Source organism: Agrococcus jenensis (assembly GCF_003752465.1).
Taxonomy (GTDB): domain Bacteria; phylum Actinomycetota; class Actinomycetes; order Actinomycetales; family Microbacteriaceae; genus Agrococcus; species Agrococcus jenensis.
In genome coordinates, this window is record NZ_RKHJ01000001.1 from 1,223,749 (window position 1) to 1,243,842 (window position 20,094).

At 73.4% G+C, this 20,094-nt stretch carries 21 protein-coding genes; 12 read left to right on the forward strand and 9 right to left on the reverse strand.

Translation table 11 applies throughout. The features are described from left to right. Positions 1–33: 33 nt before the first annotated feature. From EDD26_RS06070 to EDD26_RS06085, 4 genes are all read right to left on the reverse strand, one after another. Complete coding sequence (locus EDD26_RS06070) at positions 34–357, reverse strand: YHS domain-containing protein (RefSeq protein ID WP_123696887.1); 324 nt, start codon at positions 355–357, stop codon at positions 34–36. 47 nt (positions 358–404) lie between these two features. Further along, positions 405–2,705, reverse strand: coding sequence for a heavy metal translocating P-type ATPase (locus EDD26_RS06075; RefSeq protein ID WP_123696888.1), 2,301 nt, complete (start codon positions 2,703–2,705; stop codon positions 405–407). A gap of 41 nt (positions 2,706–2,746) precedes the next feature. Then, complete coding sequence (locus EDD26_RS06080) at positions 2,747–3,739, reverse strand: heavy-metal-associated domain-containing protein (protein ID WP_123696889.1); 993 nt, start codon at positions 3,737–3,739, stop codon at positions 2,747–2,749. 95 nt (positions 3,740–3,834) lie between these two features. Beyond that, positions 3,835–4,047, reverse strand: coding sequence for a heavy-metal-associated domain-containing protein (locus tag EDD26_RS06085; protein WP_123696890.1), 213 nt, complete (start codon positions 4,045–4,047; stop codon positions 3,835–3,837). Positions 4,048–4,153: 106 nt separating this feature from the next. On the opposite strand from EDD26_RS06085, the gene EDD26_RS06090 reads away from it, so the two are divergent. Further along, the gene (locus EDD26_RS06090; protein WP_170165550.1) at positions 4,154–5,317 is read left to right on the forward strand and encodes an FAD-dependent oxidoreductase; all 1,164 of its coding nucleotides are present in this window, start codon (positions 4,154–4,156) and stop codon (positions 5,315–5,317) included. 73 nt (positions 5,318–5,390) lie between these two features. On the opposite strand, the gene EDD26_RS06095 is transcribed toward EDD26_RS06090, so the two are convergent. Together EDD26_RS06095 and EDD26_RS06100 are read right to left on the reverse strand one after the other, a co-directional pair. Continuing rightward, positions 5,391–6,653, reverse strand: coding sequence for an alpha-hydroxy acid oxidase (locus tag EDD26_RS06095; RefSeq protein ID WP_123696892.1), 1,263 nt, complete (start codon positions 6,651–6,653; stop codon positions 5,391–5,393). 80 nt (positions 6,654–6,733) lie between these two features. Then, positions 6,734–7,438, reverse strand: a complete 705-nt coding sequence (locus EDD26_RS06100; RefSeq protein ID WP_123696893.1) for a FadR/GntR family transcriptional regulator — start codon at positions 7,436–7,438, stop codon at positions 6,734–6,736. A gap of 65 nt (positions 7,439–7,503) precedes the next feature. Here EDD26_RS06100 and EDD26_RS14815 point away from each other — a divergent pair, with 65 nt between their 5' ends. From EDD26_RS14815 to EDD26_RS06125, 5 genes are all read left to right on the forward strand, one after another. Then, positions 7,504–7,926 carry a VanZ family protein gene (locus EDD26_RS14815; RefSeq protein WP_211333837.1) on the forward strand — a complete coding sequence of 141 codons (423 nt, stop codon included), beginning with the start codon at positions 7,504–7,506 and terminating at the stop codon, positions 7,924–7,926. Between the two features lie 132 nt (positions 7,927–8,058). Continuing rightward, the gene (locus EDD26_RS06110) at positions 8,059–8,610 is read left to right on the forward strand and encodes an isochorismatase family protein (RefSeq protein ID WP_123696894.1); all 552 of its coding nucleotides are present in this window, start codon (positions 8,059–8,061) and stop codon (positions 8,608–8,610) included. An 88-nt stretch (positions 8,611–8,698) separates the two neighbouring features. After that, positions 8,699–9,670, forward strand: a complete 972-nt coding sequence (locus EDD26_RS06115; RefSeq protein ID WP_245990047.1) for an NAD(P)H-quinone oxidoreductase — start codon at positions 8,699–8,701, stop codon at positions 9,668–9,670. A gap of 137 nt (positions 9,671–9,807) precedes the next feature. After that, a complete protein-coding gene (locus EDD26_RS14630; RefSeq protein ID WP_170165551.1) occupies positions 9,808–9,963 on the forward strand; it encodes a hypothetical protein in 156 nt (51 codons plus the stop codon). A gap of 94 nt (positions 9,964–10,057) precedes the next feature. After that, positions 10,058–11,587, forward strand: coding sequence for an SPFH domain-containing protein (locus EDD26_RS06125; RefSeq protein WP_123696897.1), 1,530 nt, complete (start codon positions 10,058–10,060; stop codon positions 11,585–11,587). 296 nt (positions 11,588–11,883) lie between these two features. Here the strand turns inward: EDD26_RS06125 and EDD26_RS06130 are convergent, their stop codons facing one another. Genes EDD26_RS06130 through EDD26_RS06140 form a run of 3 tightly spaced genes read right to left on the reverse strand, consistent with a single transcriptional unit; the run spans position 11,884 to position 14,104 of the window. Next, complete coding sequence (locus tag EDD26_RS06130) at positions 11,884–12,543, reverse strand: SRPBCC domain-containing protein (protein ID WP_123696898.1); 660 nt, start codon at positions 12,541–12,543, stop codon at positions 11,884–11,886. A gap of 1 nt (position 12,544) precedes the next feature. After that, positions 12,545–13,018, reverse strand: a complete 474-nt coding sequence (locus tag EDD26_RS06135; protein ID WP_123696899.1) for an ArsR/SmtB family transcription factor — start codon at positions 13,016–13,018, stop codon at positions 12,545–12,547. Between the two features lie 60 nt (positions 13,019–13,078). Further along, positions 13,079–14,104 (reverse strand): Lrp/AsnC family transcriptional regulator, encoded by a 1,026-nt coding sequence (locus EDD26_RS06140; protein WP_170165552.1) that lies wholly within the window; start codon positions 14,102–14,104, stop codon positions 13,079–13,081. A gap of 129 nt (positions 14,105–14,233) precedes the next feature. Here EDD26_RS06140 and EDD26_RS06145 point away from each other — a divergent pair, with 129 nt between their 5' ends. From EDD26_RS06145 to EDD26_RS06165, 6 genes are all read left to right on the forward strand, one after another. Then, positions 14,234–15,796 (forward strand): AbgT family transporter, encoded by a 1,563-nt coding sequence (locus EDD26_RS06145; RefSeq protein WP_123696901.1) that lies wholly within the window; start codon positions 14,234–14,236, stop codon positions 15,794–15,796. Between the two features lie 46 nt (positions 15,797–15,842). Beyond that, positions 15,843–17,066 carry an amidohydrolase gene (locus tag EDD26_RS06150; protein WP_123696902.1) on the forward strand — a complete coding sequence of 408 codons (1,224 nt, stop codon included), beginning with the start codon at positions 15,843–15,845 and terminating at the stop codon, positions 17,064–17,066. 195 nt (positions 17,067–17,261) lie between these two features. Continuing rightward, positions 17,262–17,396, forward strand: a complete 135-nt coding sequence (locus EDD26_RS15000) for a hypothetical protein (protein ID WP_281273314.1) — start codon at positions 17,262–17,264, stop codon at positions 17,394–17,396. A gap of 2 nt (positions 17,397–17,398) precedes the next feature. After that, positions 17,399–18,049 carry an ArsR/SmtB family transcription factor gene (locus EDD26_RS06155; RefSeq protein ID WP_123696903.1) on the forward strand — a complete coding sequence of 217 codons (651 nt, stop codon included), beginning with the start codon at positions 17,399–17,401 and terminating at the stop codon, positions 18,047–18,049. A 128-nt stretch (positions 18,050–18,177) separates the two neighbouring features. Further along, positions 18,178–19,449: an MFS transporter gene (locus EDD26_RS06160; protein WP_123696904.1), complete on the forward strand. Its 1,272-nt coding sequence runs from the start codon at positions 18,178–18,180 to the stop codon at positions 19,447–19,449. Positions 19,450–19,489: 40 nt separating this feature from the next. Then, complete coding sequence (locus tag EDD26_RS06165) at positions 19,490–20,068, forward strand: hypothetical protein (protein WP_123696905.1); 579 nt, start codon at positions 19,490–19,492, stop codon at positions 20,066–20,068. Positions 20,069–20,094: the final 26 nt, after the last annotated feature.

Sequence of the window (20,094 nt, forward strand, 5' to 3'; positions counted from 1 at the left end):
CGGGGCGGCGCCTCTTCCGGCGTCGGGCGCCGATTACGCGGCGGCCGCCGCGTACTTCTCGGGGGCTGCGTCGAAGAGCGGGCCGCAGGCGGCGCAGCAGAGGTAGTACTTCGTGCCCTCGTGCTCGCGGACGAGTCCGGCGGCCTCGGCGTCGGCCTTGTTGACGTAGTTGCCGCGCATCACGAGGCACTCGGCCGTCTCGGACTCCACGGCCGCGACGTCGTGGTGGTGCGCGCCACCATCGGTGCCGTGGTCGTGCGCGCTGTGGTCGTGAGCGGTGGTCTCCGCAGCGCTGGTCTCCGCAGCTGCCGCCTCGGTGGCCGTGTCGGTCGCTGCGTGGTTGTGGGCTTCGCACATGGTGGTGTTCCTTTCGGGTGGGGGAGGTCAGGCGTCGTCGCCGGGCACTACGCAGTGACGGGGACGGACGACTGGGTATCCACCGCGCGACTCTTGAAGGAGCGGAGGCGGAGGCTGTTGCCGACGACGAAGACGCTGGAGAACGCCATCGCCGCGCCGGCGAGCATGGGGTTGAGCAGGCCGAGCGCCGCGAGCGGGATGGCCAGCACGTTGTAGGCGAAGGCCCAGAACAGGTTGCCCTTGATGGTGCCGAGCGTGCGCCGCGCGAGCCGGATGGAGTCGGCCGCGCTCCGCAGGTCGCCGCGCACCAGGGTGATGTCGGAGGCCTCGATCGCCGCGTCGGTACCGGTGCCCATGGCGAGGCCCAGGTCGGCCTGCGCGAGCGCCGCGGCGTCGTTGACGCCGTCGCCGACCATCGCGACGACCTTGCCCTCGGCCTGCAGCCGCGAGACCACGTCGGCCTTGTCGCTGGGCAGCACCTCGGCGATCACCTGGTCGATGCCGACCTCGGCGGCGATGCGCTTGGCCACGGTCTCGTTGTCGCCGGTGAGGAGGATCGGCGTGAGGCCGATCTCGCGGAACTGGCGGATGGCCTCGGCGCTCGTCGGCTTGACGGTGTCGGCGACCACGAGCAGTCCGCGGATCTCGCCGTCCCATGCCACGAGCACCGCGGTCTTGCCGTCCTGCTCCGCTGCCTCCTTGCGGCGCTGCAGCTCGCCGTCCGCGGCGATCGACCAGTCGTCGAGCAGCGACTGCCGGCCGACGACGAGCGCGCGCCCGTCGACGACACCGCTGACGCCCTTGCCCTCGACGTTGCGGAAGCCCTCGACCTCGGGCAGGTCGATCTCGAGCTCCTCCGAGGCGCCCTTCGCGATCGCCTGGGCGATCGGGTGCTCCGAGGCGTCCTCGATCGCGCCGGCCAGGCGGAGCAGCTCGCGGCGGTCGGTGCCGGGCACGGTGGCCACGTCGACCAGGGTCATCCGGCCGCTCGTGACGGTGCCGGTCTTGTCGAGCACGATCGTGTTGACCTTGCGCGTCGACTCCAGCACCTCCGGTCCCTTGATGAGGATGCCGAGCTGCGCGCCGCGACCGGTGCCGACCAGCAGCGCCGTCGGGGTGGCGAGGCCGAGCGCGCACGGGCAGGCGATGATCAGCACGGCGACGGCGGCGGTGAAGGCGCTCGCGGCCGGGAAGCCGGCGCCGAGCCACGCGCCGAGGGCGACGACGGCGATCGCGATGGCGATCGGCACGAAGATGCCGGAGACGCGGTCGGCGAGGCGCTGCACCTCGGCCTTGCCGGACTGCGCGTCCTCGACGAGCCTGGCCATCTGCGCCAGCTGGGTGTCGGAGCCGACGCGGGTGGCGCGGACGATGATCCTGCCGCTCGCGTTCACGGTCGCGCCGGTGACGGCGTCGCCGGGGCCGGCCTCGACCGGCACCGACTCACCGGTGAGCATCGAGGCGTCGATCGCGCTGTGGCCGCTGACGATCACGCCATCGGTCGCGATCTTCTCGCCCGGCCGGACGACGAACTCGTCGCCGACCGTCAGGTCGTCGATCGAGATGCGCACCTCGGCACCGCCGCGGACGACCGCGACGTCCTTGGCGCCGAGCTCGAGCAGGGCGCGCAGCGCGGCGCCCGCCTGGCGCTTCGAGCGCTTCTCGAAGTAGCGGCCGGCGAGGATGAACATCGTCACGCCCGCGGCGACCTCGAGGTAGATGTTCGCCGCGCCGTCGCTCGGGGCGATCGACAGCTCGAACGCGTGGGTCATGCCGGGCTCGCCGGCGGTGCCGAAGAAGAGGGCGAAGAGCGACCAGATGAAGGCCGCACCGGTGCCGACCGAGACGAGCGTGTCCATCGTCGCTGCGCCGTGGCGGAGGTTCATCCACGCCGCTCGGTGGAACGGCCAGGCCGCCCAGATGATCACCGGGGCCGCGAGCGCGAGCGACGCCCACTGCCAGTAGGTGAACTGCAGCACCGGGATCATCGCCATGAGGATGACGGGCACCGAGAGCACGATCGATCCGATGAGGCGGTGGCGCAGCGAGACGAGCTCGTGGTCGACCGGCTCGGCGTCGTCGCCCTCCTCGGGCGTCGTCGCCTTCGGCTTCGGCAGCACTGCGGTGTAGCCGGTCTTCTCGACCTCGGCGATGAGCAGCGCCGGGTCGAAGTCGTCGGGCGCCGTGACCTTCGCCTTCTCGGTGGCGTAGTTCACCGAGGCTGCGACGCCGTCGAGCTTGTTGAGCTTCTTCTCGATGCGCATGGCGCACGACGAGCACGTCATGCCGCCGATCTCGAGCTCGTAGGTGCTCGCCGGCCGCTCGGTCGTGACCTCGGATGTCGTCATGGTGCTGATCCTTCTCGTGGAGTGCGTGGGGCCCGGACAGCTCAGTGGCTGTCGTCGTGGCCGTCGTCAGCGGGCGCGGGGCTCTCGGCGGGAGCGTCGGTCTCGGCGGGCGCCTCGGTGGCGGCCGTGGCCTCCCCAGAGGTGCTGAGGACGAACGAGGCCGAGTGGACCTCGCCGTCGACCTGGAAGTCGAAGTAGAGCAGGTAGCGTCCGGCCGTCGGGGCCTCGGTGGCGAACTCGACGGTGGGTCCGGAGACCTGGCCGGGCTCGGGCTCGGCGCCCTCGGGGTGCACGTGCAGGTAGGCGAGGTCGCCGTCGCGGAGCGCCACCAGGTGGCCGAAGGCGCCGAGGTAGGGCTCCATCGTCGTCACGGGCTCGCCGTCGCGGCTCACCTCGAGGCTGAGCGTCGAGCTGCCGCCCGCGGCGAGATCGCCCGAGAGCGTCACGTCGAAGTCACCGGCAGTGGCCTCGCGCACCTCGTCCTCGACCGCGACCGGGGCGAAGTCGCCCTCGACGCTGATCGTGCGGGTCAGGGTGACGCCGGCGTCGGCGGTGCCCGGCGTGAAGTCGGTGAAGACGCGGTAGGTGCCCGCCTCGTCCCAGCTCCACGGGATCGTCCACTCGCCCGCGTCGTCGATCTCGGGGTGCACGTGGCGGAACTCGCTGCCGTCCGATCGCACGACGATGAGGTGCAGGTCCTTCTCGTGCTCCTCGGTGTACTCGCGCAGCGGGTCGCCGTTCGGGTCGAGCACCGTGAAGGCCAGCTCGCCCTCCTCGCCGACCGCGGCGGGCGCCGCGACCGGGCTGAGGCTGTAGCCGTCGGCCTCGAGCGACAGGCCGGGGAGCGCCGCGCCGGCCGCCTCGGGGGCGGCAGCCGCGGCGTCCTCGTGGCCGCCGCCGTGCCCGTCCTCGGTCGCCGCGATGCGGTCGGCCACGACGGCGTCGGGCACGACCGCGCCGGAGACGAGGAATGCCGTGCCGAACGCGGCGACGAGGCCGAGGCCGTAGAGGCTGAGGCGGGCTGGCGTGTTCATCGGTTCCTCTTCATCGGGATGCGCGGGTCGATCGGGATGCGCGAGTGGAGCTGGGGATGGCGGATGCCTCGGGCGGCCGCGCGGCCGCGGGGGCGTCAGGCGACGCGGGCCTCGTAGCCGGCCTCTTCGACGGCGGCGAAGACCGCGGCGTCGTCGACGGGCGCGCCCGCGGTGGTGACGGCGAGGTGGCCGTCGGTCGAGCTGACCTGGATGTCGGAGACGCCCTCGATCTGGCCGACCTCCTCGCGGATCGACATCTCGCAGTGTCCGCAGGTCATCCCGGTCACCTGGTACTGGGTGGTTGCCATGTCGTCCTCCGAGCTTTGGGCCCGAGCGCTGCTGCTCGGTGCTGATACCGTGAACGATATACCCCAGGGGGGTATGCATGCAAGGCGCGACGAGAGGGTGGAGCGGATGGATTCGATCGAGCACGAGGTGGTGATCGTCGGCGCGGGGGCGGCGGGGCACAGCTGCGCCCGCACGCTGCGGAGCGAGGGGTTCGCCGGCCGCATCCGGCTCGTCAACGGCGAGGGCGGACCGGCGATCAACCGCACGCTCGTCGACACCGGCGTGCTGCCGGGCCTCCTGACGGGGGCGCAGATCGCGCTGCCACCGGTCGCGGATGTCGAGGTCGTCGACGCGCGCGCCGTGCGGATCGACGCGTCGACGCGCGCGGTCGTGCTCGACGACGGAGTCGAGCTGCAGGCGGACGCGCTCGTGCTCGCGTCCGGGAGCGTGCCCCGCCGGCTCGACGACGCCATCGCGATCGACGGGGCGGTGCGCCAGCACGCGCTGCACAGCGCGGCGGATGCCGAGCAGCTGCGGAGCGCGGTGCCCGACCTCGCGGGGGCGAGCATCGTGGTGCTGGGCGCCGGGTTCATCGGCGCGGAGGTCGCGAGCCACTACGTCGGTGCGGGCGCCCGGGTCACGCTCATCGGGCGCTCACGGCTGCCGCTGCGCGAGGCGATCGGCGCCGACATCTCGGCGCGGCTCGCGGCCCTGCACGCGGAGCGCGTCGACGCGCGGCTCGGCGCGCGGGTCGTCGCGATCCGCGCCGCGGGCATCCCGGGGCGCGACGACGCCGTGGTCGTGCAGCTCGACGACGGCAGCGAGATCCCCGGGGATGCCCTGGTGGTCGCCGTCGGGTCAGAGCCGGACGCCGCGTGGGCCGGCTTCGACGGCTCGATCGCCGTCGACGACCGCTTCCGCGTGCCGGCCATGCCCGGCGTGTACGCGGCGGGCAGCGTGTCGGCGCCGGAGCTGCCGCTGGGCCGCGTGCGCGTCGACCACTGGGATGCGGCCACCGCGCAGGGCGCGCACGCCGCGCGCGCCCTGCTGCACGACCTCGGGCTCGGCGACGACCCGGGCGCGTGGGCGCCGACGACCGGCTTCTCGCTCATGGCCTACGGCGCCGTGATCGGCGCTCGCGGTGTGCGCGGCGTCGATGCCCGCGAGACGAGCGACGAGCTCGCCAGCGGGGGACTGCTCACCGACTTCGCCGACGCATCCGGCCGCCTCACGGGCGTCGCCGGCTGGAACGCCGGCCCGCACCTCATGCAGGCGGCCGCCCGCCTCTGACCCCGCCGCCTGGTGAGCGTTCGCGTCCGAGCTGCTCTCGACCCGGACGCAGACCCTCACCAGGCTGGGCGGGTCAGCGGGCGGTGCGCTCCGCGGCGGCAGGGGCGCCGCCGAGCGGCGTGAGGCGCGTGAGCTGCGTCACGTGGCGCGGCTCGAGCTCCTCGAGCGACGAGACGCCGAGCAGCGTCATCGTGCGCTCGATCTCGCCGCGCAGGATCGCGATGGTGCGGTCGACGCCTTGACGGCCTCCGGCCATGAGCCCGTAGAGGTAGGCGCGGCCGATGAGCGTGAACTTCGCGCCGAGCGCGATCGACGCCACGATGTCGGAGCCGTGCATGATGCCCGTGTCGACCATGACGGTCGCGTCCTTGCCCACCTCGCGCACGACCTGCGGCAGCAGGTGGAACGGCACGGGCGCGCGGTCGAGCTGGCGGCCGCCGTGGTTCGACAGCACGATGCCGTCGACGCCGCCGTCGATGAGCCGCACGGCATCCGCCACGTTCTGCACGCCCTTGACGACGAGCTTGCCCGGCCACATGCCGCGGATGACGTCGAGGTCGTCGTACGAGATGGTCGGGTCCATCGCGGCGTTCAGCAGCTCGCCGACGGTGCCGCCGGTCGTCGAGAACGAGGCGAACTCGAGCTTGGGGGTGGTGAGGAAGTCGAACCACCACCACGGGCGGGGGATGGCGTTGGCGATCGTCTTCACCGAGAGCTGCGGCGGGATCGAGAACCCGTTGCGCTTGTCGCGCAGGCGCGCGCCGGCGATGGGCGTGTCGACCGTGAACATGAGGGTGTCGTAGCCGGCCGCCGCCGCGCGCTCGACGAGCCCGTAGGAGAGCTCGCGCTGGCGCATGACGTAGAGCTGGAACCAGTTGCGGCCGGTCGGGTTGGCCGCCGTGACGTCCTCGATCGTCGTCGTGCCGAGGGTCGAGAGCGTGAACGGGATGCCCGCGGCTCCCGCCGCACTGGCGCCGGCCGTCTCGCCCTCCGTCTGCATCAGGCGCGTGAACCCCGTGGGCGCGATGCCGAACGGCAGCGCGCTCGGTCCGCCCAGCACGGTCGTCGAGGTGTCGACGTGCGCGGCCGGGCGCAGGATGTCGGGGTGCAGCTCGACGTCCTCGAACGCCTGCCGCGCGCGGTGCAGCGAGAGCTCGCCGTCGGCCGCGCCGTCCGTGTAGTCGAACGCGGCAGCGGGCGTGCGCCGCTTCGCGATCGCGCGCAGGTCGCCGATGGTGAGCGCCGCGTCGAGCCGCCGCTTCCGTCCGTCGAGCTCTGGCTTCTTGAACTGCATGAGCTCGGTGAGCTCACCGATCCTGGGCAGCTGACGCTTCATGGTCGATCCTCGTCGATGTGGTCGGACCACACGAACGATAGCCGCCCTCGGGCGGCCCGGTCAAGGGACCGAGGCGCCGGTCAGGGCCGCGGCTCGCCGGTGTCGACGTCGGCGGTCTCGCGGTAGTAGCCCTCGATGTGGTTGCGGAGCAGCCCCGCGGCGCCCTCGCGGTCGCCGGCGCGCACGCGCTCGAGGATGCCGTGGTGCTCGGAGCGCAGCCGCGCGGCGGTCGTCGGCCAGTCGGGCAGCGACCGGGCGCGCGCGAGGGTGTGATCGGCGATCGACGTGCGCAGCGCATCCATAAGCGTGCTGATGAGCGGGTTGCCGGCCGCGCGCGACAGCTCGACGTGGAAGGCCGCGTCGAGCTGGAGGAACTCCTCGACGGGCAGATCGGGCTCGTCCATGCGCTCGAGCAGCTGCGCGGCGGCGGCCCGATCGCTGCCACCCTCGTGCGCGTGCTCGGCCGCCCAGGTCTCGAGCAGCAGCCGCACCTCGACGATGTGCGCGTGCTCGACGTGCCGGGTCGCGAGCTGCATGTCGAGCGCGAGCGCGAGCGCCTGCTCGGGCGCGGCGGTGATGATCGTGCCCGAACGGGGCCCGGAGCCGGTCGACGTGCGGATCGTGCCGAGCGCCTCGAGCACGCGCAGTGCCTCGCGGAGCGAGCCGCGCGAGACGTGCAGCGTCTCGGCGAGCGCGCGCTCGCCGGGCAGGTGGTCGCCGATCGACAGCCGGCCGCTCTGCAGCTCGGCCGTCACCCAGCCCATCACCGTCTCGTGCGCCTTCATCGCGACGAGTATCCCAGCGCCGGCCTGCGCGCGTCGCGACGGCGCTGAGGTGCGACCATCGACGCATGGGATGGATCGGTCGCCGCGGCTGGCTCGTGCTCTTCGCGCTCGCGATCGTCGTGCAGCTCGTCGGGCTCTACGCCCCGCGTGCGCCGTCCGGCGGCGGCATCCCCGGCCTCGACAAGGTCGCGCATGCCGCGATGTTCCTCGCCCCGGCGCTGCTCGGCCTGCTCGCGGGCATCCGGCCGGTCGTGCTCGCGCCGCTGCTCGTGATCCATGCCGTGGTGTCGGAGGTCGTGCAGCACCTCGCGCTCGGCGAGCGCTCCGGCGACCCGTGGGATGCGGTGGCCGACATCGTCGGCGTCGCCATCGGCCTCGCCGTGGGCTCGGCGCTCGTGCAGCGGGCGCGGGACCGCGGATCGGCGGGACGCGCGGGGGACGGGCGCGGCTCCGGCAGCCGCACCGGTCCGGGTGCGCCTCCAGCGTGACGCCGCATCCGGTGTTCGCGACGGTCGACGGCCCTGCCCGCGCGGCGCCCCCCGGTCGGCTGGCGGCATCTTGTGCGCGGTTGACCGGTTCGGGGCTGGGCGCCGCGACCGGCGAGCACGCAGACTGAGGCCGTGACCACCACCGCGCTCCTCGTCATCGACGTGCAGGACTCCTTCCGCGAGCAGCCCTCGTGGGCCGACATCTCGAACCCCGGCATCGCCACCGATGCTGCTCGCCTCGTCGAGCACGCGCGTGGCGCCGGCGACGCCGTGATCTGGGTGCTGCACGCCGAGCCAGGCTCCGGAGGCGCGTTCGACCCGGCGAGCGGACTCGTGCGCCTGCAGGAGGGCCTCGAGCCGCTGCCCGACGAGCCGGTCGTCGTGAAGTCCAGCCACAACGCGTTCACGACCACCGATCTCGAGCGTCGGCTCGTGCAGGCCGGCGTCCGCAGGCTGCGGCTCGCGGGCATCCGCACCGAGCAGTGCGTCGAGACCACCGCCCGCGTCGGCAGCGACCTGGGCTACGACGTCGAGGTCGTGCTCGACGCCACCGCGACGCATCCGCTCGCCCTCCACGACGGCTCTGGCACGCTGCCCGCCGCCGACGTCATCGCGCGCACGGCAGCCGCGCTGTCGGGCCGCTTCGCCACCATCACGACGATCGACGAGGTGCTCGCGGGCTGAGCGCGCCGCGGCCGCGCCGCCACCTGCCGCACAGGCCCGGCTTCTAGGGTTGGGCCACGGGCGAGGACGGGAGCGAGACGTGAAGGCGATGCAGCAGCAGGGGCCGGGCGCCCCGCTCGAGTGGACGGATGCGCCCGACCCGATCGCGGGGCACGGCGAGGTGGTCGTCGAGATCGTCGCGACCGCCGTCAACCGCGCCGACCTCATGCAGGCGGCCGGCCACTACCCGCCGCCGCTCGGGGAGTCGGACGTCATCGGGCTCGAGTGCTCGGGCACGATCGTCCACGTCGGCGACGGCGTCGAGGGCTGGGCGGTCGGCGATGAGGTGTGCGCGCTGCTCGCGGGCGGCGGGTATGCCGAGCGGGTCGCGGTGCCCGCCACCCAGCTGCTCCCGGTGCCGAAGGGGGTCTCGCTCGAGGACGCGGCGGCGCTGCCCGAGGCGGCGTGCACGGTCTGGACCGCGATCCGGGATGCGCCCGCCCCCGCGCTCGACGCGCTCGCGCTCGTGCACGGCGGCAGCGGCGGGGTCGGCTCGATGGCGATCCAGGTGCTCACGGCGCGCGGCTACCGGGTCGCGACGACCGCGAGCGAGCGGCACCACGACCTCGTCCACAGCCTGGGTGCCGAGATCGCCATCGACTACCGCTCGGAGGACTTCGAGGCCGTCGTCCATGCCGCGACCGACGGGCGCGGCGCCGAGCTGATCCTCGACGTCGTGGGCGGCGACTACCTCGCGCGCAACGTCGCGGCGCTCGCGCTCGACGGCACGATCACCGTCATCGCCGCGCAGGGCGGCACGAAGGCGGAGATCGACCTGCGCGCCCTCATGCAGCGGCGCGTCACGCTGCGCGCCATGACGCTGCGGGCGCGGCCGCACAACGGGCGCGGCGGGAAGGCCGACGTCATCGACGAGGTGCGCCGCGAGCTGTGGCCGCTGCTCGAGGACGGCGAGATCGCCCCCGTCATCGGCGCGAAGCTGCGGCTGACGCACGCGAACGAGGCGCACGCCCTCATGGGCGGCGCCGAGGCGCCCGGCGGCAAGATCCTGCTCGTCCGCTGACCCTGCCCAGGAGTGTCGGGTCGCTGCGGAAGTGCCCCGACACTCGCGCGCGAACCCGACACTCCGCGGGCGGTCGCGTGTCAGTGGTCGGTGATCGGATGGTCTCGAACCGTTCGACGACGAGCATCGGAGCGATCATGGGACGTCAGCAGCGCGGCACGCGCCACGGGGACGACCGGACGACCTGGCAGGAGCGGCACACGCTGAGCCTCGAGCAGCAGGAGCGCGAGCGGCTCCTGCATCGGCATGCCGACCTCTTCGCCGACGTCGCGTCCCGGGCCTGGATCATCTGAGCGGAACCGCGCGGCGATTTGCTGAAGATTCGTGCAACTTGCCGCTTCGGCACCGTAGCCTGCGGGAGACACCCCCGCACCTCAGGAGGCGCTCGTGCCCGATCTGCTCAACCCGATCTTCATCCTCATCCTGCTCGCGGCCCTCGTGGCCGTCGTGCTCATCACCGGCGCCGTGCGCCGCTACCGCATCGCCGAACCCGACGAGGCGATCATCGTCACGGGCCGCAAGGGCAAGACCACGGTCGACGCATCCGGCCACTCCTTCACCGACCTCTCGGGGCAGAAGGTCGTCACCGGCGGCGGCGTCTTCGTCATGCCGTTCGTGCAGAAGTCGTTCAAGCTGTCGCTGCGCTCGCGCCGCCTCCTCTTCAACACCACTGCGCAGACCAAGAACGGCATCACCATCCACGCCCAGGCGGTCGCGGTGATCAAGGTCGGCGGCACCGAGGAGATGATCCGCAACGCGGCGCAGCGCTTCCTGTCGCAGCAGGAGGAGATCGAGTCGTCGACGCAGGAGGTGCTCTCGGGCTCGCTCCGCGGCATCATCGGCCAGCTGACGGTGCTCGACATCATCCACGACCGCAAGGCGCTGGCGGATGCGGTGCTGCAGGCCGCCGAGGACGCCCTCACCAAGCAGGGCCTCGTCGTCGACACGCTCCAGATCCAGGAGATCAACGACAACCAGAACTACATCTCGAACCTCGGCGTGCCCGAGTCGGCCGCCGTGCAGCGCGCCGCCGCGATCGCCAACACCGAGGCGCAGAAGGCTGCGGAGCAGGCCTCGATCGAGGCGAAGAAGCAGATCCTCGAGGCGAACCGCGTGCTGCAGCTGCAGGAGGCGGCCGTGCGCGCCGAGACCGACAAGGCCGTGGCGCAGGCGGCCGCCGCGAAGCCGCTCGAGGACGCGGTGCAGCGGCAGGCGATCGTCGCGCAGGAGGAGATCACGGCGCAGCGGCAGGCCGAGCTGCGCGAGCAGCAGCTGAACGCCGACGTGCGCAAGGTCGCCGACGCCGAGTCGTACCGCATCCAGGTCACCGCCGAGGCGAACGCGAAGGCGCGGCAGGTCGAGGCGAACGCCGAGCGAGCGTCGCGCGAGGCGCGCGCCGAGGCGGCGAAGGCCGAGGGCGTCGCGGAGGCCGCGGTCACCGAGTCGCGGGGCAACGCGCAGCGCACGGCGCGCATCGCCGCCGCCGAGGCCGCGAAGGTCGAGGGCGAGGCCGAGGCCGTCGCGACCGCCGCGCGCGGCCGTGCGGAGGCAGAGGCGATCGGCGCCCGCGGCATCGCCGAGGGCGAGGCGATCGAGGCGCGCGCGAAGGCGCTCACCGAGAACGCGCAGGTCGTGCTCGCGCAGGAGCTGCTGAAGGTGATGCCCGCGGTGGCGGAGGCGTTCGGCAAGGCGTACGCCTCGAGCCAGATCACCGTCGTCTCGGCGGATGGCACCGGCAAGCTCACGAGCGACATGGTCGGCAACATGGCGACCATGACGCAGATGATGAAGGATGCGACGGGCATCGACCTGCAGGCGATCGTGAACGCGACCGCGCAGGGGAGCGCCGCGGGCACCGCGATGGCGAAGCGGGGCCAGTCCGGCCCGGTGCTGGTGGACGCGCCGGCGTCGGAGTAGCCCTCCCGCCTGCTGGCCGAGCCGCATGGCGGGCGCAGCCTGCTGGTCGAGCCGCACTGCGCGCGCAGCCTGCTGGTCGAGCCGCACGGCGCGCTCCGCCTGCTGGTCGAGCCGCACGGCGCGCTCAGTCTGCTGGTCGAGCCGCACGGCGCGCTCTGCGCGCCGCGCGAGTCGAGGCCACTGCCGTGGATCAGCGGGTGGTCTCGACTCGGTCAGCGCCCGGAGCGCGCGGACCGGCTCGACCGGCGGGTGGGCGCGCGGACCGGCTCGACCCGCCGGAGGCGAGGCCCGGAACCTCAGGCCGCCGGCGCGCCGGTGTAGAAACCGTAGGTGGCATCGGCCTGCCGGGCCGCCGCCTCCGCGTCGGCGCCGTCGGCGACCGAAGCCGCAGCCCACGCATCAGACGCGCCGCGGTAGAAGCTGCGGCCCTCGTCGGTGCCGGCCCACGCCTCGGCCTCGCCCGGCGAGAGCGACCCGTGCGTCGCCCCGAGGTGGAGCGCGAGCCCGAGGAGCCCGCCGTCCCAGCCGACGCCGGTGGCGCCCGGACCGAACGTCTCCCACATCTCGCTCGGCACGTCCGCCGCGCGAGCGACGTGCTCGAGCTCGAACCGGGTGCTGTCGCCCTCGGCGGCGAGCCGCACGGTGAGCCACGTCACGCCGCCGCCGAACTCCCACGTCACGCGGTAGCGCGCAGCATCGCCCGCGGGCGGCTCGCACTCGAGCACCTCACCGCCCGCGTTGCCCTCGAGCTGGTAGCGGCCGCCGAGCCGCAGGTCGCCCGACACCGGCATGAACCAGCGCGCGATCCGCTCGGGATCGGTGACGGCATCCCACACGTCGTCGATGGGGGAGCGGTAGGTCTGCGAGAGCGACTGCACGCGCGACTCCGCGCCGTCGATCTCGTCGACGCGCACCTCGCGCGTCACGGCGCCCAGCTGGGCCAGCACATCGACCATGTCAGGTCTCCTTCGTGGGATCGGGATCGACGGGGCGGTCGCCGGCGTCGGGGTCATGCTCGGAATCGTGCTCAGGGTCGTGCTCAGGGTCATGCTCAGGGTCGTGCTCCGCGTCGTGCGGTGCCTCGTGCTCCGCTGCCTCCGCGTCCAGCCGCCGCCGTCGACGTCCGCGCGCCAGCTCGGTGTCGAGCGCGGCGAGCCTCGGCATCCAGAAGCGGTCGAACGCGGAGAGCCACTCGCTCGCCTCGCGCGGACCGCTCGGGTCGACGGCGTAGAGCCGTCGCTGCCCCTCGGGTCGCACGACCGCGAAGCCCTGCTCGCGCAGCACCCGCAGGTGCTGGCTCACGGCGGGCTGGCTGATGCCGAACTCGTGGCCGATCGTCGCCGCGATCGCACCGGCGCTCTGCTCGCCGTCAGCGAGCAGCTCGAGGATGCGTCGCCGGACCGGATCGCCGAGGACATCGAGTGCGTGCACAGCACAATGCTTGCACGGCGCCTTATATACGTCAAGACCGAAACATCCGGTCGGCGAGGATCAGTCCGGGGGGTCGCCGATCACCCACGGCACCTGCCCGACGCGGCGCCGCTCGTCGTCGAAGAGGTGGCCGAGCCGCTTGTAGTAGTGCAGCAGCAGGCTGCGATCCAGCACGCGCGCCGGCAGCCCGCGCGTGATCTGCGCCTCGATCTCGGCGGCCTGCTCGAGGCTCCGCAGCCACGCGATCACGTAGAGATTGCTCGCGCCGCCCGCGAGGGCCGCGCACAGCCGGATCGTCGGCAGCTCGCCGATGCGCCGCGCCGCCTCGTCGAGCTGCCCGGCCGGCACGACCATCCAGAGCGCGAGCGAGTGCGGCCAGTGCGGCTGGTCGAGCGTCACGTCGACGCGCTGCACGATGCGCCGGCTCTCGAGCAGCCGGTGCACGCTCCGCCGGGCGTGCGCCTCGCCGGTGCCGAGCGCCTCGGCGATCCGGGCCGTCGGCGCTCGCCCGTCGCGCTCGAGCTCGCCGAGCACCGCGCGGGTGGTGGGCGCGCCGAGCTGCCGCGCGACCGTCGCCGTGGGCCCCGCCGACGCTTCCCGCGACGTGCCGCCCAGCACGCCCGCGCGCCAGTGCGACCCCTCCCGGAACACCCGAGTCATGATCGACGAGCGGACGTGCAGCACGTCGGCGTGCGAGCCGAGGTCGCGCTGCACGATGCGCCGCAGCTCGGTGAGGTCCTCGGCGAAGATGATGAGCCCGAGGTCGCGGTCGCCGGTCTGCGCCGAGACGGTGACGATGCGCGGATGCCGCACGAGCTCCGCGGCGACGTCGTCGGAGGTGCCGGGCCGGCACCGCACCTCGACGAGCCCCGCGACGAGCCCGGCCCCCATGCCCGGATAGGTGGTGATCCACGCCGCGCCCTCGGCGCTCAGCCGCTCCCAGCGGCGCCGCGCGGTGGGCGCGCTGACCCCGAGCGCGTGCGCGACCTGCGACCACGGCGCGCGCGGATCGCGCTGCAGCGCCTCGATCAGGGCGAGGTCCGAATGCGACAGCACGTCCTCGGGTTCGGCGGCGGCGAGGTCCATATCGAACATCCTGACGGCAATCCGGGGCGAGGAGCGCAGATGTCACATGCCTGCAACACCGGGATCGCATCCTGGTCCGCAACGTTCGCTCCGGCCCCAGAGCCCGAGCGCCTGCCGAGAGGGCCCACCATGACCACCACGAAGGACGACCGTCCCGAGACCGAGCGATCCGAGCTCGCCCTCGCCGACGCGCCGGGCGCCAGCGGCCGCGTGCTGCGGGGCATCGAGCGCGTCGGCAACAGGCTGCCGCACCCGTTCTACCTGTTCCTCATCCTCGCCGGCATCGTCGCGCTCGCCTCCGCGATCGCGTCCGGGCTCGGCGCATCCACCCTCGACCCCGCGACCGGCGAGCAGCTGCCGGTGCAGAGCATCCTGTCGCCCGAGGGCCTCGTCTACGCGCTCACCAGTGCGATCGACAACTTCGTCGCCTTCCCGCCGTTCGGCCTCATCATCACGGTCATGCTCGGCATCGGCGTCGCCGAGCGCCTCGGCCTGCTGTCGTCGTTCATGCGCGGCGCGGTGCTCGCGGCCCCCAAGTCGCTCGTCACGATCGTCGTCGTGGTCGTGAGCCTCATGGGCAACCTCGCCTCCGACTCGGCGATGGTCATCATCCCGCCGCTCGCCGCGGCCGCGTTCCTCGCCGCCGGGCGCCACCCGCTCGCCGGCTTCATCACGTCCTACGCCGCGGTGGTCGCCGGCTTCAGCGCCAACTTCATCATCGCCGGCACCGACGTGCTGCTGAGCGGCATCACCACCTCCGCCGCCCAGATCGTCGATCCCGAGGCGCAGGTCACGCCGCTCGCCAACTGGTTCTTCATGTCGGCCTCGACCGTGATCCTCGCGATCGCCATCACGGTCACGTGCCAGCGCTTCCTCGAGCCGCGTCTCGGCGCCTGGAACGGCGAGGCCGAGGCCGCCGACACGAAGCCGCTCGAGCGCGCCGAGCGCCGCGGCCTCATCGCGGCCGGCGTCGCGCTCGTCGTCTTCGCCGCGCTCGTCGCGACGGCCGCGCTGCTGCCCGGCTCGCCCCTGCAGGGCGAGGGAGGCCAGCTGCTGCGCTCGCCGTTCATGGACGGCCTGCCGATCTTCCTGCTGCTCATGTTCCTCACCGTCGGCATCACCTACGGCCTCGTCGCCGGCACGCTCACCCGTTGGGGGCAGGTGCCCGAGATGATGGTCGCCGCAGTCAAGGAGCTCGTGCCCTTCATCGTCGTCATCTTCACGGCGGCCCAGGCGATCGCATGGTTCGGCTGGTCGAAGCTCGGGCTGCTCGTGGCCACGAGCGGTGCGGATGCGCTGGGCGCGGCCGGGCTGGACGGCGTCGGCGGCCTCATGCTCTTCAGCCTCTTCGTCATCCTCCCCGCCCTCCTGCTCGCGAGCGGCTCGGCGCTCTGGACGCTGCTGGCGCCGATCTTCGTGCCGATGTTCATGCTCAACGGCATCGACCCGGCCGCCGTGCAGACGGCCTTCCGCATCACCGACTCGGCGACGAACCCGCTCGTGCCGATGAACCCGATGCTGCCGGTCATCCTCGGCCTCATGCAGCGCTGGGCGCCGAAGGGCGGCATCGGCACGCTCTTCAGCCTCGTGCTGCCCTTCACGATCGTCATCCTCGTCGTCTGGCTCCTGCAGTTCGCGCTGTGGGGCCTCGCCGGGCTGCCCTTCGGCCCCGGTCACGGCCTGACGCTGTGACCCGGCCCCACCCATCCACCGTCGTCCTGCCCCAGGAAGGAACCCGATGACCACCATCGCCCCCGAGCTCGCCGCCCACCGCGAGGTCGACGTGCCCGCGCTGATCGAGGAGGCGCGCGGCGCGCTCGCCGCCCACCTGCCGACGCTCGTCGACGTCGCCGCCGACCTGCACGCCAACCCCGAGATCCGCTTCACCGAGGTGCACGCGGCCGCGCGCCTCACCGCGGAGCTCGAGACCGCCGGCTTCGCCGTGCAGCGCGGGTTCGCGGGGCTCGAGACCGCCTTCGTCGGCCGCTGGTCGACGGCGGATGCGACCGACGGCACGACGACCGTCGCCGTCTTCCTCGAGTACGACGCGCTCGAGGGCATCGGCCACGCGTGCGGCCACAACATCATCGCCGCGGCGGGGCTGGGCGCGGCGCTCGCGGTCAAGGATGCGCTCGCGGCCGACGGCGGCGCGCCCGCCCACCTCGTCGTGGTCGGGAGCCCCGGCGAGGAGGGCGCGGCGGGCAAGGTGCCGATGATCGAGCACGGCGTGCTCGACGGCATCGACCTGGCGATGATGATCCACCCGGCGGGGGAGGACGTCGCCGCATCGAGCTCGCTGTCGCGCGTCGCGCTCGACGTCGAGTTCACGGGCCGCGCGAGCCACGCGGCGGCGCACCCCGAGCGCGGCATCAACGCCCTCGACGCGGCGACGCTCGCGCTCACCGCGATCGGCCTGCTGCGTCAGCAGCTGCCCGACGACGCGCGCATCCACGCGATCGTGACGGACGGCGGCCAGGCGCCGAACATCATCCCCGAGCACACGGCGATCCGCGCGTTCGTGCGCGCGGAGGACCGCGACGCGCTGCTCGCGAGCATCGTGCCGCGCGTGCAGGCGTGCTTCCAGGGCGCGGCGATCGCCACCGGCTGCGAGGTGCTGATCGAGGAGCGGACGCCGCCGTACTACTCGCTGCGACCCAACCCGACGCTCGCGGGCCTCGCCGAGCAGGCGCTCGTCGCGCTCGGCCGCACGCCCGCGGTCGCGCCGCAGATGGGCGGCTCGACCGACATGGGCAACGTGAGCCACGTCGTGCCCTCGATCCACCCGATGCTCACGCTCGTCCCCGACTGCTCGCCCCACACTCGCGAGTTCGCCGAGGCGGCGGGTGGCACGGCGGCGACGCCGGTGATCGAGGACGGCGCGGCGCTGCTCGCGGCCACGGCGCTCGCCGCCTTCCGCGACCCCGCCGTGGTCGCCGAGGCGAAGGCGACGTTCGCCGCCTGACCCGGCGCGGATCCGCGCGCACGGATGGCCCGCTCCAGCTCGGAGCGGGCCATCCGCGGCTCCCGGGCCGCCCGCTGGCGGCGCGACACGCCGAAGCAACTCGTTCGAAAGAACCCTTGCGAAGCGTCTGCTTCGAAGGTAGTGTTTCGCATATCGGCAGGGCACCTGCACCGCCGGACACCGAGGAGGCACACCATGGGACGCACGAGCCGCATCCCGCACCGCATCGCCAGCGAGGAGCGCAACCGCGCCCGCGTCGAGCGCGAGGCGAGTGCGCGCTACTACGACCGCGAGCGCGCCGAGCTGCGCATCCAGCGTGGTTTGATCTGAGCATGACCGAGGCGCGCGACCCGTCCGATCGGGCACCGCAGAGCGAGCCGGGCGATGAGGCCCCGGCGCTCCGGAGCAGCGATCCCGCGGTGCTGCGCGCACTCGCCCACCCCCTGCGGGTCGAGATCCTCGCCGTCATCGACGAGCTCGAGGAGGCGACCGCGACGCAGATCGCGGAGCGCGTCGGCGAGAGCCCGTCGAACTGCTCGTTCCACCTGCGCACGCTCGAGAAGGCCGGCTTCATCGTGCGCGCCGAGGCCAAGGGCACGTCGAAGCCGTGGCGGTCGGCGCACCGGAGCCGCGACCTGCGCCCCGACCCCGACGACATCGACTCCGTGCGGTCGTCGAGCACGATCGGCGCCCTCTATGTGCAGCACGAGGCCGACCGGATGATCAAGTTCCTCACCGCGCACGGCAACGGCAAGCTGCCGGAGTGGGTGAACGGCGTCACCGTCAACATCTCCACGTTCTGGGCGACGCCCGACGAGCTCGCCGAGGTCGCGGAGGAGATCGCCCACCTCGTCGACCGCTTCCGCGGCCGCCACGACGACGCGTCGCTGCGCCCGGTCGGCAGCCACAAGTCGCACTTCTTCGCCACCCTGAACCCCGATCTCGACGCGCCGCTGACCGGCGCGGAGCCCGCCGCGGACTGACGTCCGTCCGCTCGTCGAGGCTGCCATGCGCGCCGCCTCGACGCCCCGGCCGCGCGCCCGCGGTCGCGATCCGCCGCGCCCGCGCACCGCCCGCGCACCACACCCGCGCACCATACGAGGGACCGCTCATGACCACCACCGCATCCACGGCGACCGCCACCAAGCCCGCGTCGCCCATGCGCCGCCCCGCCTACCGACGCCTCATGGTCGGCTGGGTCGCCACCAACCTCGGCGACAGCGCGCTCTACCTCGTGCTCGCGATCTGGGTGCGGGAGCTCACCGGCTCCGACGCCGCGGGCGCGCTCGTCTTCCTCTTCATCGGCCTGCCCGCGCTGCTCGCCCCCTTCGCCGGCCAGCTCGCCGACCGCGTGCACCGCCGCCCGCTGCTCATCGGCACGAACCTCGGCACGGCCGGCGTCGTGCTCACGCTGCTGCTCGTGCAGGGGGCCGAGCATGTCTGGCTCATCTACGCCGCGACCTTCGGCTACGGCCTCGCCGCCTACCTCACCGCCGCGGCGCAATCGGGCCTGCTGCGCGACCTGCTGCCGGACGAGGAGCTCGCCGGCGCGAACGGCATCTTCACGTCGATCGACAACGGGATGCGCATCATCAGCCCGGCGCTCGGCGCGGCCCTGTACGTCGCCGCCGGGCCGTGGGCCGTGATCGCGCTCGCCGCGGGCGGCTTCCTGACCATGGCGATCGTACTCACGACCGTGCGCATCCAGGAGTCGCCGCCCGAGCCGCGACTGGCCGGCGAGACGTACTGGCACGAGCTCTCGGCGGGCTTCCGCGCGCTGCTCGCCGACCCGCTGCTCCGGCTGCTCACCATCGCCACCGCGATCGGCTTCGGCCTGACCGGGCTGCTGAACGCCACGATCTTCCCGCTCGTCGAGCACGGCCTGCAGGAGGGTCCCGCGGCGCTCGGACCCGCGCAGGCGATCCAGGGCATCGGCGCGCTCGCGGGCGGTCTGTGTTCCGCCTGGATGCTGCGGCGGATCGGCGAGCGCCGCCTCGTCGCGTGGGGGCTCGCGCTCGTCGGGCTCGGCACCGTGGTCGCGTTCCTCGTCGTGCAGTGGCCGCTGCCGGAGGCGTGGATGCGCTGGCTGGGCGTCGGCGCGCTGCAGGCGCTCATCGGCTTCGGCGTCCCGTGGGTGATCGTCGGCGTCGTGACGCTGCGGATGCGGCGCACGGGGCCGCGGCTGCAGGGCCGCACCTCGGCGGCGCTCAACGTCTCGATCAACGTGCCGCAGATGCTCATGCTCGCGCTCGGCAGCGCGCTCCTCGGGGCGATCGACTACCGCTGGCTCATCGCGGCGACCGCGCTCGGCGTGCTGGGCGCGGCGCTCGCCGTCGCCCTGGGCCGCCGCCTCGACCACGCGGCCGCCGACCCGGACGCCTGAGCGGCTGCGCGAGCGCCGGCGGTCGTGCGATGCTCGCCGTATGGACGAGGACGACGAGCGCCGCCTGCGCCGCGCGCGCTGGCTGCTGATCCTCGCCGTCGTCGTCATCGGAGGCACGATCGCGCTCGTGCTGCAGCAGGATCCGCCCGCGAGCCTCGGCGCCGGGCTCGCGGCGGCGGCGTGCGTGCTGCTGCTGTCCGGGATCGCAGACCCCTTGCTCGCGATGCTCGTCGGGAACGGGCGCAACCCGTTCGTGCGCACCCGGCACGACCGGGACGCCCTCCTCGCGCCGGTCGAGCCGCGCTCGGGACCGCCGCCGGAGCCCGGCATGTGGCGCACCGACGCGGTGTTCGGCGAGCTCGCGCGGCTGGCCGAGGCCGACGGCGGCGAGCTGCTGGTGCTCCGCACGCGCCGTCGCGTCAGGATCGCGCGCACCGATGCTCGCTCGCTCGACGCTCCCACGCCGGTGGCGTGCGATCTCGTCGTCATCGGCCACCAGCTGCTCGAGCATCGCGAGGTCGGCGACCCCGATGCGCTCCGTCGGAGCATGCACGCGCTCATCGATCGGTTGATCGCGACGACGAGCTGGCAGATCGGCGGGGAGCGCGTCGAGCGCTGACGCACGGCGCCGAGCTCGACGCGCCG

Bases quoted from the DNA above. Each gene is read 5' to 3' on its own strand.
- EDD26_RS06150 (WP_123696902.1), top strand. From the start codon at position 15,843: ATGACCACCATCGCCCCCGAGCTCGCCGCCCACCGCGAGGTCGACGTG.
- EDD26_RS06115 (WP_245990047.1), top strand. From the start codon at position 8,699: ATGCAGCAGCAGGGGCCGGGCGCCCCGCTCGAGTGGACGGATGCGCCC.
- EDD26_RS06155 (WP_123696903.1), top strand. From the start codon at position 17,399: ATGACCGAGGCGCGCGACCCGTCCGATCGGGCACCGCAGAGCGAGCCG.
- EDD26_RS06075 (WP_123696888.1), bottom strand. From the start codon at position 2,705: ATGACGACATCCGAGGTCACGACCGAGCGGCCGGCGAGCACCTACGAG.
- EDD26_RS06160 (WP_123696904.1), top strand. From the start codon at position 18,178: ATGACCACCACCGCATCCACGGCGACCGCCACCAAGCCCGCGTCGCCC.
- EDD26_RS06085 (WP_123696890.1), bottom strand. From the start codon at position 4,047: ATGGCAACCACCCAGTACCAGGTGACCGGGATGACCTGCGGACACTGC.
- EDD26_RS06080 (WP_123696889.1), bottom strand. From the start codon at position 3,739: ATGAACACGCCAGCCCGCCTCAGCCTCTACGGCCTCGGCCTCGTCGCC.
- EDD26_RS06130 (WP_123696898.1), bottom strand. From the start codon at position 12,543: ATGGTCGATGTGCTGGCCCAGCTGGGCGCCGTGACGCGCGAGGTGCGC.
- EDD26_RS06100 (WP_123696893.1), bottom strand. From the start codon at position 7,438: ATGAAGGCGCACGAGACGGTGATGGGCTGGGTGACGGCCGAGCTGCAG.
- EDD26_RS06140 (WP_170165552.1), bottom strand. From the start codon at position 14,104: ATGGACCTCGCCGCCGCCGAACCCGAGGACGTGCTGTCGCATTCGGAC.
- EDD26_RS15000 (WP_281273314.1), top strand. From the start codon at position 17,262: ATGGGACGCACGAGCCGCATCCCGCACCGCATCGCCAGCGAGGAGCGC.
- EDD26_RS06070 (WP_123696887.1), bottom strand. From the start codon at position 357: ATGTGCGAAGCCCACAACCACGCAGCGACCGACACGGCCACCGAGGCG.
- EDD26_RS06145 (WP_123696901.1), top strand. From the start codon at position 14,234: ATGACCACCACGAAGGACGACCGTCCCGAGACCGAGCGATCCGAGCTC.
- EDD26_RS14630 (WP_170165551.1), top strand. From the start codon at position 9,808: ATGGGACGTCAGCAGCGCGGCACGCGCCACGGGGACGACCGGACGACC.
- EDD26_RS06095 (WP_123696892.1), bottom strand. From the start codon at position 6,653: ATGAAGCGTCAGCTGCCCAGGATCGGTGAGCTCACCGAGCTCATGCAG.
- EDD26_RS06165 (WP_123696905.1), top strand. From the start codon at position 19,490: ATGGACGAGGACGACGAGCGCCGCCTGCGCCGCGCGCGCTGGCTGCTG.
- EDD26_RS06090 (WP_170165550.1), top strand. From the start codon at position 4,154: ATGGATTCGATCGAGCACGAGGTGGTGATCGTCGGCGCGGGGGCGGCG.
- EDD26_RS14815 (WP_211333837.1), top strand. From the start codon at position 7,504: ATGGGATGGATCGGTCGCCGCGGCTGGCTCGTGCTCTTCGCGCTCGCG.